Source organism: Rhizobium sp. BK181, assembly GCF_014193305.1.
Classification (GTDB): Bacteria; Pseudomonadota; Alphaproteobacteria; order Rhizobiales; family Rhizobiaceae; genus Rhizobium.
This window is the reverse complement of sequence record NZ_JACHZA010000007.1, coordinates 20,394-32,485: the sequence shown is the minus strand read 5'-3', so window position 1 is coordinate 32,485 and position 12,092 is coordinate 20,394. Positions and strand designations below refer to the sequence as shown.

The window sequence follows — 12,092 nt, the reverse complement described above, 5'->3', positions numbered from 1 at the left end:
ATCCCGTTACAAGCGAGGAATGGACAGGCCGCCATCGGCGTCGATCACGGTGCCGGTGGCAAAACCGAAGTCACCGGATGCCAGCGCCGCACAGATTTTTCCGAGGTCATCCGCCTCGCCCCATCGTTTCATCGGGACAAGGCCGCTGTCGATGAGGGCGTCGTATTTCGACGTCACGCCGGCCGTCATGTCGGTCCGGATGATCCCGGGGCGCACTTCGAAGACGGCAATTCCCGAGTCGGCGAGCCGCAGTGCTAGTCCCTGCGAGAAGGCGGCAAGACCGGCCTTGCTGATGCAATAGTCCAGTCGCTCCGGCGAGCTGGCTTCGGCTGAGACAGACGTGATGTTGATGATTGATCTCGGATGGGGAACGGCACTCGTCACGAGCATTGCCTTCACGACGGACTGCGTGAAAAACACCGTGCCCTTGAGGTTCGTCGCGATGATCGTGTCGAAATTTTCCGGAAGCAGACTTAGGAAGTCGCCACGGACGACCGCTGCCATGCCGGCGTTGTTGACGAGGCAATCGATACGGCCAAAGTTCGAAAGGACCGCGCGGACCGTTTCATCATGTCTGGAAACGTCCGAGACATCCGCCTGCAGATAGACCGCATCGATCCCGAAGCCGCGAAGCTCGTCGATGACGTCCCTGCTCTCCTCCGCCGCTCCGACACCTGTAATCACGATGTTGTGGCCGCTTTTGGCCAGCGCGCTCGCGATCCCAAGACCGATCCCGCGTCGTCCGCCGGTGACAATTGCGACTGGCCTTTCGACACCTTCCGTCATGCTTGCAGGTCCTTCGAAGCAATGTGGTCGGCGACCCGCAATGCCTGACTGGCGACCGTGAGGGCGGGGTTTACCGCAGCCGAGGTCGGCAGGAAGCTGGCATCCACCACAAAGAGGTTCTGGTGATCGTAGGAACGGCAATAATGATCTAGCGGCGCGCTGGCGGGGTCATTGCCGATCCTGACGGTACCGCACTGGTGGGAAGGCGTGCGCTTGTCGAATGGCTTCGAGAGGACGATCGGGAAGCCGATCGACTTGAGAACGGTCTTCAGCTTCGAAACCAGTTCGAGATGCGCATCCCAATTTGTCCGCTGCCATTGCAGGACGATACGGTCTCCGTCCACGCGCACGCGACTTTCCGGGTGAGGTATATCCTCGCTCATCGCATAGAAATCGATGGCATGGCCGGTGATGTTTTGGAGCAGCCATTCCGGGGCCCAGGACAGCGAGCCCTTCAACACCTGAGCCGAGATCCTGCCCAGCAACTGAACGTTCCCGAGCGGCGGCCCGCCGTTGCCGTCCGAGAGGTAGAAATCGTTGAACCCGAACGTTTTCTGGTAGACCGACGTGTTCCGATAGGTTGGCGACACGGCGATTACCGCTGACGAATTGTGGTTCATGAAATTCCGCCCGACCTGATCGGACGAATTCGCAAGCCCCTTCGGGTGGCGCGTGTCAGCCGAACGCAGCAGCAGGACGGCGGACTGAACGGCACCGGCCGATAGAATGACCAGCTTCGGAGCGACAGCAAGATCCTCGTCGTTCTTGCGGTAGTGGATTCGCTCAATATTGCCGTTTCCTCCTGCCTCGAGCCTCGTCACCCTGGCGTTCGTCTCGAGGCGGACATTCGGAAATTCCAACGCCTTGAGCAGCGCGGCGGTCTCCGCATCCATTTTTCCATCGCGAGAGTTCGGGTGCGCGTCCCAGGGCGTGCTGGCCTTGGCTATCCAGGCGTCGATGTTCACGCCCAACGGCAGCGAAAATGGGTGCAGCCCCTTCGCCTTCAGTCTTGCTCTGACATCGGCAACCGGCGGCTCGTCGGGCACCGGCGGATACTCATAACCGCTTGAGTGGGCGGGCTCTGTGGGGTCATCTCCGAGGTTGCCCCGAACCTCGTACATCCATTCCGCGCGGCTGTACCACGGCTCAAGCACCTCATAGGGAAATGGCCAGGCAGGCGAGACACCTTCCCTATGGCGGATCTCCTCGAAATCCTCGCGACGATAGCGTGAAAGGACCGCGCCGTAGAACTTCGAATTGCCGCCGACATTGTAGTAGTTGCCGGGATTGAACGCCGTGCCGTCCGCCTCGTACCACATCTCCTTCGGGCGAAAGTGCCCGCGTTGGAAGATGGCCCGCTGGTCGCGGTTCTCCGGGCGATCGGCGATGAAGTCGCCGGCCTCGAGGATCAGGATCTCGGCCCCGGTCGCCGCCAGTCCGGCGGCAACAGTCGACCCACCCACGCCCGAGCCTATGATGACGATATCAGGAGTGCTGTTCATCTCAAAAATCCAGACCGGACTACGCGATGCGCGTCTGGCTTTGCGGATCGAAGAACACGGCCTTGTCGAGATTGAACGCAAGGCGGGCATTCTGGCCGGCCTGAATGCGAGCGTCCGCACGCAGGCGCGCGACAACCTCTTTACCACCGAGCTTGGTGACGGCGAACGTGTCCGATCCCGCCGGTTCAACCACTTCGATCAGGCAGTCGCTCTCGGCAAGAGCCTTGGCGTTGCGGTCTGCACCATCCGGGTCGGTCAGCGCCTCCGGGCGGATGCCGAAGACAATCTCCCGGCCCGCATGTGCCTCAAGCGCACCATTGCCCGACGAAACTGGAAGCTTGATCGGTTCTCCATGAGGCCGAGCCAGTGACACGGTCAATCCCGAGGCGGCCTTCTCGATCGTGCCCGACAGAAGGTTCATGGCCGGCGAACCCATGAAGTCGGCGACGAACATGTTTGCCGGGTTGTTGTAGATTTCTGCGGGCGTTCCAAACTGCTGTACTTCGCCATCCCGCATGACCGCGATCTTGGTGGCAAGCGTCATTGCCTCGATCTGGTCATGGGTGACATAGACGATCGTCGTGCCGGTCGCCTGGTGCAGACGCTTTATCTCGATGCGCATGTCGACACGCAGCTTGGCGTCCAGGTTCGAAAGCGGTTCATCGAACAGGAACAGCTTGGGATCCCGCACGAGCGCGCGCCCCATGGCGACGCGCTGCCGCTGGCCGCCCGACAGCTGGCTCGGCTTGCGATTGAGCAGGTGGCCGATCTGCAGCACCTTGGCGACCTTGTCGATGGCCTTGTTGCGCTCTTCCACCGGTACGCCGCGCATCTCCATGCCGAAGGAGATGTTTCCGGCGACCGTCATGTTCGGATAGAGCGCGTAGCTCTGGAACACCATGGCGATATCGCGCTTCGACGGATGCAGGTCGGCGATGCTCCGGCCATCGACGCGGATGTCACCCTCGGTGATCGATTCCAAACCGGCGATCGTGTTGAGCAAGGTCGACTTGCCGCATCCGGACGGACCGACCAGCACGAGGAAGCCACCTTTCTCCAGCTCAACGTTGATGCCCTTGAGGATCTCCAATGAGCCGAAACGCTTCTTGAGACCGGAAATTTCGAGGAAAGCCATTGGATTATCCTTTAACCGCGCCCGCCATCAGGCCACGCACGAAGTAGCGGCCGGCGAGAATGTAGACGAGGAGTGTCGGAAGGGCTGCGATCATCGCCGCCGCCATGTTGACGTTGTATTCGACGACGCCGGTGGAGGTGTTGACGACGTTGTTCAACGCCACCGTCATCGGCATGGAATCGCCCGTTCCCGCATAGGCCGAAGCAAACAGGAAGTCGTTCCAGATGTTGGTGAACTGGTAGATCACAGTGACGACGATGATCGGCAGTGAATTGGGCAGCATGATGCGGCGGAAGATCTGGAAGAAGCTTGCACCGTCCACCTGCGCCGCCTTCACCAACTCGGTCGGAAAGGCCTCATAGTAGTTGCGGAAGAACAGCGTCGTGAAGCCGAGGCCGTAAATCACGTGAACGGTGACGAGATTGACGGTCGGATTGCCAAAGCCCAGCGACATGCCGATTTGGTCGCGCAACGTCGCCCCAAACCGACCGAGGCTGCCGAGAATCGTCGCCATCGGCAGAAGCACCGACTGGAACGGAATGAAGCAGGCAAACAGCATCAACCCGAAGACCAGAGTGTGGCCAGGAAAGCGCCATTTCGTCAGCACATAGCCATTCAGCGCCCCCATGATCGTGGAGATCGCCACCGCCGGAACCACCATCTTGATCGAGTTCCAGAAGTAGCCCTTGATGCCGGCGCAGGTGAGACCGACGCAGGCCTCTCCCCAGGCCTTGAACCAGGGTTCGATGGTCGGCGCCTTCGGCAGCGCCAGCATATTGCCACTTTGGATCTCGTCCATCGTCTTGAACGAGGTCACCAGCATGACGAACAGCGGCATCAGGTAGATGATCGCGAAGATGACCAACAGACCGTAGATGAAGATCCGGCTGAACATTTTGGAGCGTGACGCGCTGGCCGCGCTTGGAAGAGTCGAGGTGACGGCGCTCATCGCGATTTCTCCCGCAGTTCCGAATAGAGATAGGGAACGATGATTGCCGAGATCGTCATCAACATGATCACGGCGCTGGCTGAACCAACCGCCATCTCGTTCCGCTTGAAGGTGTATTCGTACATGAAGTTGGATGGCAGCCAGGCCGAGCCACCGGGGCCGCCTGAGGTCAGCGCCACGACAAGGTCATAGGACTTGATCGCCATGTGGGCGAGCACGATGAAGGCCGAGAGGAAGATCGGCCGCAGCAATGGAATAATGATGCGCCGATAGAGCTGTACCGTCGTTGCGCCGTCGATCTGTGCCGCCTTCATGATCTCGCTATCGATGCCGCGGAGGCCAGCGAGGAACATCGCCATGACGAAACCGGAGGCCTGCCAAACGCCGGCGATCACCACGGTATAGATCACGAAATCCTTGTTCTTGATCCAGTCGAAGTGGAAGCTCGTCCAGCCGAACTGATGAAGTGTCTGCTCCAGGCCGAGACCCGGATCGAGGAACCATTTCCAGGCAACGCCTGTCACGATGAACGACAGCGCCATCGGATAGAGGAAGATGGGCCGCAATATGCCCTCGCCTCGAATTTTCTGATCCAGCAGGATCGCCAGAAACAGGCCGAGCGCCAGGCAGATGCCGATGTAGAGGAAACCGAAAATGCCCATGTTGGTGATCGAGGTGTACCAGCTGGAGGGCGGATCGCTTTCAAACGTCCAGCGCCAGAGCCGTTGATAGGCGCGCGGCCCGGTTAGTGCGTAGGATGGGAAGGTCTTGGAATTGGTGAAGGACAGATAGACCGTCCAGATGATGAAGCCGTAGACGAAAACAAGCGTGATTGCGAAACTCGGCGCGAGCACGATCTTCGGCAGCGCGTCCTGCAGGCGCGCGCGGATTGAAATTGGCGTTCCCCGATGCGACGTGAGAACGGTTTTATCTGTAGCGATGGTGCTCATGGGGGTCATCTCCTCCGACGATGTCGTCCGTTGCGGAATCTTCCCCGCCACGATGGCGGGGAAGACCGCGGGAGGCCTTAATTACTTGGCGTCTTCAATTGCCTTGACGAGTTCTTCGACCGCCTGATCGGAGGTCTTGATCTGGCCATGCACGAACTTGGAGACGACGTCCTTATAGGCGTTGGCAACTGCCGGAGGAGCGCCGTAGCCCTGTGCCAGCGAGCCGAACAGCGTGCCGCCTTCGTTGGCAGCCTTCAGGTCGGCGATACCCTTCTTGCCGCAAGCGTCAAAGTCGGTATCAGGAACGTCTGTACGGGCCGGAACCGAGCCCTTGACGACGTTGAATGCAGACTGGAAGCTCTTGGAGAGCGTCGCCGTTGCAAGCGCAACCTGAGCCGCCTTGCGATCATCCGGCACGTTGAACATGCCGAACATGTCGGAGTTGTAGATCACGCTGCCGTCAGTGCCCGGGAAGCGGTAGCAGAGGAAGTCCGTGTTCGGGGTCTTCTTGGCTGCTACGAATTCGCCCTTTGCCCAGTCGCCCATGACCTGAACCAGTGCATCGCCCTTGATGACCATGGCGGTTGCGAGGTTCCAGTCACGTCCGGAGAAGTTCGGGTCGACGTACTGGACGATCTTCTGCAGATTGTCGAACGACTTCTTCATCGTGTCCGACTTCAGCGACTCCTCGTCGAGATCGTTCATGGCCTTCTTGTAAAACTCGGGGCCGCCAGTCGACAGCACGATCGAGTCGAACATTGTGGCTTCCTGCCAGTTCTGGCCACCCAGCGCCAGCGGAGTGACACCAGCTGCCTTGGCCTTGTCGAGCAAAGCGATCAGGTCGTCGAAGGTCTTCGGCTCGGTGCCGCCGATCTTTTCCATGACGGCCTTGTTGATCCACAGCCAATTGACCGAGTGAACGTTAACAGGGGCAGCAACCCACTTGCCGTCGTAGACGGAGAACTTCTGCAGCGCTGCCGGAACGGACTTGTCCCAGCCTTCCTTCTTTGCCGTCTCCGTTAGGTCGCCCATGACGCCAGCCTGCGCATAGTCGAGAACGGTGTAGCCGAGCATCTGCGAAGCCGTCGGATAGGTGCCCGCAGCAACCATGGCCTTGAGCGCGGTCATTGCCGCATCACCACCACCGCCGGCGACCGGCACGTCTTTCCAGGCAAATCCTTCCTTGGACAGGTCTTCCTTGAGGACGTTGAGGGCCGCAGCTTCGCCGCCCGACGTCCACCAATGCAGCATCTGTACTTCCTTCACGTCAGCAGCCTTGGCAGCACCAAGGCCGGCAACGGTCATCGTCACCAATGCAGTCGTCATCAAAAACTTGCGCATCGTTTTCCTCCCGGATTGCAAGTTTACAAAAGCGGAATATCCGCGTTCAAAAGCCCGCGCACACTCCCCGCACGAAGGCTTTGGTTACCACGGCGCGAACGCCGCGTAAGTTATTTAAAACGTTATAAACTTGACCAAGTCAAGTCACCCGCATTACCTTTCCACGTCAGCACAACGGCACGTTAACACCTGTTTTTACTTCATTTTTAGAAGTAGCTAGAAGACGAACCGAATAGACGCCGAAATTTAAAACGTTTCCAGTCCAGCATTGCATCGGCTTCGCCGTCGCGTTAGTGTCCCGCCATTCGAGCCCTTTGGAGGAATGCCGAGCGTGCCTCGCGTCGCAATGCCGCCCACGACCACATCGACCCGCAGAAGCGGCAAGCCGACGCTGCGCACCATCGCCGATATGGCTGGCCTTGCCGTAACCACGGTATCGCGGGCGTTGTCCGACGACCCGGTGATCAATCACGAAACCCGCAAGCGCGTCCGCGAGATCGCGATTGAGGTCGGGTACTCCCCTGATCGCGCCGCCCAGCGCCTGAAGACCGGCCGGACGAATGTCATCGCCATCCTGCTGGAACCGCACGAGGAAATCCTCGGCTACGGCACTTCCATCATGTCCGGCATCGCCAATGCCCTGCAAGGAACCGCCTATCACCTGATCGTCATGCCGAACCTGCCGCACACCACCAACATCGATGCGGTCAACTACATCATGCGCAACCACATGGCCGATGGCCTGGTGCTGTCGCGCACCGAGCCTTTCGACCCGCGCGTGCGATTGCTGATGGAGCACGATTTTCCGTTCGTCACCCATGGCCGCACGGAACTGTCGACCCCGCACGCCTACGTCGACTATGACAACTTCACCTTCTCCTACGAGGCAACGAAACGCCTGATCGCCAAGGGGCGCCGAAAACCGGCGCTGATCAGCGGACCGATGCAATTCAGCTTCGGCAGTCACATCCTGCACGGCTTCATGACGGCGGTGCGTGAAGCCGGCTGCGCCTATGAGGTCATCTCCGATATAGACCTCGACCATCCGGCTGGCGCGATTCGCGATCGCATCGCGCGACGTCATCGCGAACCCGATCCGCCCGACGCCTTCACCTGCGGTGGCGAAGTGTGCGCACTTGCCACCATCACCGGCATGAGCGACTGCGGACGCACCCTTGGCGTCGAATACGACATTGTCGCCAAGCAGACCTCGCAGCTCCTTTCCGCCATCCAACCGAAGGTCGAGACCATCTATGAGGACCTGACGGCCACCGGCGAGCAGATCGGCCGCATCCTCAAGGAACGGATCGGCGGCGAGACGGACATGGATCAGTTGCAGGTCCTGCTGACGCCGCAGCCGCCGCTCTCTGGAAACGGCTGACCGTAATCGTCCGCACGATCGACCAGCAGGTGCGGGCATGAGGAAGCAAGAGGCATGCGAGTGCCAAAGCGCGAACGTCGTGCGATCTACGAATGTCGATCCAGCCATATTGCCCCTCCTTTCTCTCGGTTGCGTTTCGCTCTGTAGCCTTAGCGCGGCATCCACCAGCCGGTGCGTCCGCCGATATGCATGTTGAGCGTCTTGGTCTCGGTATAATCCTCCACTGCGTGACGACCGAGTTCACGCCCGAGGCCGGATTGTTTGTAACCACCGAACGGCAGCTCGGAGGCCCCGTCCATGAAGGTGTTCATCCAGATCGTCCCCGCTCTCACCTTGCGCCCGACGGTCAGGCAGGTATCGAAATCGCGGCTCCAGACGCCGGCCGAAAGGCCGTAGTCGATCGCGTTTGCGATCTCGATCGCCTCCGCTCTGGTTTCGAACGTGAGCACGGAGAGCACAGGGCCGAAGACCTCTTCACGCGCAACCGCCATACCAGGCGTCACAGCTTCGAGGATGGTCGGCGCCATGTATTGCCCCATGCCCAGGTCGAGCTTTTCGCCGCCATGTGCAACTTGCGCGCCGCTGCTGGTCGCACCGGCAACGTAGCCTGCGATCTTCTCCAGATGCTGCGGCGTAATGATAGCACCAACTTGCGTGGTTGGATCGAGCGGATCGCCGACCTTGACGTCCTTCGAGAGTTCCGCGACGCGCTTGACCACGTCGGAAGCGATACTCTTGTGCAGGATGAGGCGAGAGCCTGCATTGCAGCACTCGCCGGCATTGAAGTAGGCACCGAAGACTGCCGCGTCGATAAATGCGTCGAGGTCCGCATCGGGAAACACGATCTGCGGGTTTTTGCCGCCGAGTTCCAGCGAGACCTTCTTCAGCGTCTGCGCCGCGTTCGTCATCGTCAGCTTGCCGACACCGGTGGAACCTGTAAACGACACCATGTCGACCTCTGGATGGGAGGTCAGGACGGCCCCGACCTCCGGTCCCGTACCGGTGACAATGTTCACGGCACCGTCCGGAACGCCCGCTTCCTGCAAGATTTCGCCAAGGACGAGCGTCGATCCCGAAGTGAGCTCCGACGGTTTGACGACCGTGGTACATCCAGCGGCAAGGGCAAAGGGCAGCTTCTGGCCGACGATCAGGAACGGGAAATTCCAGGGCGTAATAATCGACACCACGCCGATCGCCTCGCGCAGGACGACCCCCAGCGTACCGTCTCCAAGCGTGTTGTAGCTTTCACCGTGCAGATCGCGGGCAAGGGCCGCTGCATATCGCCAGATATCGACAGAGCCGGCTATTTCGCCACGCACTTGGGAAATCGGCTTGCCTGCCTCGATCGCGTCCAGGAAAGCCAGTTCTTCCGCACGAGCCGCGATCAGGTCAGCGGCCTTGAGCAAAATCGCCGACCGTTCGGATGCGGTCATCCGCGGCCACGGACCGTGATCAAAGGCTTTACGGGCAGCAAGGATCGCACGTTCGGCATCTGCCTTGCTGCCGGTCGGAAAGCGGCTCACAACGACGCCATGGCTCGGAGCAACGCGCTCGATCGGTTGGGCGGATCCGACCTCCCACTTGCCGTCGACCAGCATCTTGAAGTCGCGGGTCTTGTGGTCGTTAAGCGCTCTTGGATTAACCAGAACCGTCATTACCATTCTCCCTTGAATTTAGCCGGGCGTTTCTCGCTGAAAGATGCGACGCCCTCTCTGAGATCAGCAGTTTTCGCGACGAGGATCGACCCGAGCGCTTCGACGGCGGTGCCGTTGTCCTCGCCATTGGCCGATGCGATCATCAGCTTCACGATCTCCAGCGCCGCCGGGCCCCTCGACGCAACCCGTTGCGCATATTCCTTCGCGGCCTCGACCGCGTTTCCACTCGACGTGACGGCATCGACGATGCCGTGTGCCCGAGCCTCCTCGGCGGTGAAGATCTCGCCACCCAGTGCCATGCGCCGCACCACCTGCGCACCAAAACGCTTCACAAGACGCTGCGTGCCGGACCAACCTGGCACCATGCCCAGACCGGTCTCCGGTAGTCCTGTCTTGATGTGCTCTTCGGCGATGCGAATGTCCGCCACACCCGCAAGCTCCAGCCCGCCACCGAGAGCGTGGCCGTTCAGGGCGGCAATCAGCGGCACCCTCAATGTTGCAAGCCTTTCGAAAACGCGGTGGCCATGGCGGACCCAGGCATGGCCGAACTCCTCCGGCCGCATTCCACCCCACGCCTTGATATCACCGCCAGCCGAGAAGCCCTTGCCCTCGCCCGTCAGGATCGCAGCGCGCACGTCGGCGTTTGCCTCGACTTCATCGGCCGCATCCGCCAACGCCTTCAGCATGTCCAGATCAAGCGCGTTCAGCTTCTCCGGCCGCGATACCGTCATGATCGCGATGTGATCCTCGACCTGAACTCTGACCGTGCCGCTAGCCATTGAAGACACCCTCGAGGACGCGGGCGCCCTTCTCCGGCAGAGACAGACCGATGTTCGCTTCGGCGAAGAGCTTCGCATCCATGGCCTTGAGGTCCTTTGCCACGATGAGCGGGAACTCGGACTGATCGAGGATGTGGGCCTGCAGGTCGACGCCAGGCGCGATTTCCGTAAGAACAACACCTTTCGGCGTCAGCTTCATCACGCACCGTTCGGTGACATAGGTGATGTCTTGCCCTTGCTCGATCGCCCGCTTGCCGGAGAAGGTGACATGCTCGACCTCGTTGACGAGCTTCTTCAGCTTGCCTTCCTTCTCGATGACCAGCTTGCCGTCAGCGATGGCAAGCTTCGCACCCGCGTTGAACATGCCGGAGAACACGATCTTCTTCGCCCGCGCCGTGATATCGACGAAGCCGCCTGCCCCGGCCGTGACGTGCGGTCGGAACGAAAGTTTCGAAACGTTGACCGAGCCATCCTTGTCGATTTCGAGGAAAGACAGGAGCGAGGCATCGAAGCCGGCACCCTGGAAGTAGGTGAATTGGTACGGCGACGGCATATAGGCATCAGCGTTGGAGGCGCAGCCGAACGCAAAATCCAGGAGCGGAACACCACCGACGGCGCCCTGTTCGATCACCCAGGTGACGGAGCCGTGCAGCCCTTCCTCAAGCAGGATGCGCGGGACATTTGCGGAAATACCGAATCCGAGGTTGACGCAGCTACCGGCCTCAAGCTCCTGAGCCACGCGGCGGGCAATGACCTTCTGGATATTGAATTCCGGAACGCGGAAGGTATCGAGCGGCCGGAAAATTTCGCCTGAAATGGCCGGATCGTAAAGCGTCTGCGTGGTTTGCTTCTGGTCCGGATCGACGATGACATAATCAACCAACATGCCAGGCACACGCACGTCATGCGGCTTCAGCGAACCTTCCTTGGTGATGCGCTTGACCTGGGCGATCACGATGCCGCCATTGTTGCGGGCAGCAAGCGCCTGATCCAGGCCACCGAGATAGGCACCCTCGTGCTCATAGGTAAGATTGCCACGCTCGTCGGCCGTCGTTGCACGAATGATAGCGATCTGTGGCACGATCGACGGGAAGAACAGCCAATCCTCTCCTTCGAACACGACGCGCTTGACCACCGGCTCCTCGGCAGCCAGGTCGTTCATCGCGCAGCCCTGTCTTCTCGGATCGACGAAGGTGTCGATACCGACCTTCGTCAGGACCCCAGGGCGCTTGGCAGCGGCTTCTCGATGAATATCGAACATGATGCCCGACGGGATGTTGTAGGCCGGAATCTCATTGTTGGTGATCATCTGCCAGATCAGCGGCGGCTCCGCGCTGGATGGGCCCGATGGATAGGAACCACCGAGGATCTTTTTCAGCAGTCCCTTCTTGGCGATATAGTCGACACCCTTGATGCCGCTCATGTCACCTGCTGCGATCGGGTGCAGCGTCGTGAGATCGCGGGGGTGGCCGGTGCTGTCGAAACGCTCGCCAATCGCCTTCAGCATCAGGTCGGGGCAACCGAGGCCGCTCGATGACGACACGGATACGACGGCTCCGTCGGGGATCAGTGCGGCAGCTTCGGCCGGCGTGATGTGCTTGCTCATCGGGATTA

At 60.3% G+C, this 12,092-nt stretch carries 10 protein-coding genes; 1 reads left to right on the top strand and 9 read right to left on the bottom strand.

Translation table 11 applies throughout. From position 1 onward, the window contains the following. Nucleotides 1-6: 6 nt before the first annotated feature. The 6 genes from FHT77_RS17580 to FHT77_RS17555 all read right to left on the bottom strand — a co-directional run bounded on the left by FHT77_RS17580 (nt 7) and on the right by FHT77_RS17555 (nt 6,663). Complete coding sequence (locus FHT77_RS17580; RefSeq protein ID WP_183756226.1) at nt 7-786, bottom strand: 3-ketoacyl-ACP reductase; 780 nt, start codon at nt 784-786, stop codon at nt 7-9. Further along, nucleotides 783-2,288: a GMC oxidoreductase gene (locus FHT77_RS17575; protein ID WP_183756225.1), complete on the bottom strand. Its 1,506-nt coding sequence runs from the start codon at nt 2,286-2,288 to the stop codon at nt 783-785. The genes FHT77_RS17580 and FHT77_RS17575 overlap by 4 nt, the downstream gene beginning before the upstream one ends. A 19-nt stretch (nt 2,289-2,307) precedes the next feature. Next, nucleotides 2,308-3,423, bottom strand: coding sequence for an ABC transporter ATP-binding protein (locus tag FHT77_RS17570; RefSeq protein WP_183756224.1), 1,116 nt, complete (start codon nt 3,421-3,423; stop codon nt 2,308-2,310). 4 nt (nt 3,424-3,427) lie between these two features. Beyond that, a complete protein-coding gene (locus tag FHT77_RS17565; RefSeq protein WP_016554384.1) occupies nt 3,428-4,372 on the bottom strand; it encodes a carbohydrate ABC transporter permease in 945 nt (314 codons plus the stop codon). After that, a complete protein-coding gene (locus FHT77_RS17560; protein ID WP_016554385.1) occupies nt 4,369-5,322 on the bottom strand; it encodes a carbohydrate ABC transporter permease in 954 nt (317 codons plus the stop codon). Before FHT77_RS17560 ends, FHT77_RS17565 begins: the two co-directional genes overlap by 4 nt. 81 nt (nt 5,323-5,403) lie before the next feature. Further along, on the bottom strand, nt 5,404-6,663 hold the full coding sequence (locus tag FHT77_RS17555; protein ID WP_016554386.1) for an ABC transporter substrate-binding protein: 1,260 nt from the start codon (nt 6,661-6,663) through the stop codon (nt 5,404-5,406). Nucleotides 6,664-6,985: 322 nt separating this feature from the next. On the opposite strand from FHT77_RS17555, the gene FHT77_RS17550 reads away from it, so the two are divergent. Further along, complete coding sequence (locus FHT77_RS17550) at nt 6,986-8,044, top strand: LacI family transcriptional regulator (protein WP_246719907.1); 1,059 nt, start codon at nt 6,986-6,988, stop codon at nt 8,042-8,044. A gap of 149 nt (nt 8,045-8,193) precedes the next feature. On the opposite strand, the gene FHT77_RS17545 is transcribed toward FHT77_RS17550, so the two are convergent. Genes FHT77_RS17545 through FHT77_RS17535 form a run of 3 tightly spaced genes read right to left on the bottom strand, consistent with a single transcriptional unit; the run spans nt 8,194 to nt 12,084 of the window. Then, entirely contained in the window at nt 8,194-9,705 is a 1,512-nt protein-coding gene (locus FHT77_RS17545; protein ID WP_183756223.1) for an aldehyde dehydrogenase family protein, read from the bottom strand. After that, on the bottom strand, nt 9,699-10,478 hold the full coding sequence (locus FHT77_RS17540) for an enoyl-CoA hydratase/isomerase family protein (protein WP_183756222.1): 780 nt from the start codon (nt 10,476-10,478) through the stop codon (nt 9,699-9,701). The genes FHT77_RS17545 and FHT77_RS17540 overlap by 7 nt, the downstream gene beginning before the upstream one ends. Continuing rightward, entirely contained in the window at nt 10,471-12,084 is a 1,614-nt protein-coding gene (locus FHT77_RS17535) for an acyl CoA:acetate/3-ketoacid CoA transferase (protein WP_183756221.1), read from the bottom strand. Before FHT77_RS17535 ends, FHT77_RS17540 begins: the two co-directional genes overlap by 8 nt. Between the last annotated feature and the right edge of the window lie 8 nt (nt 12,085-12,092).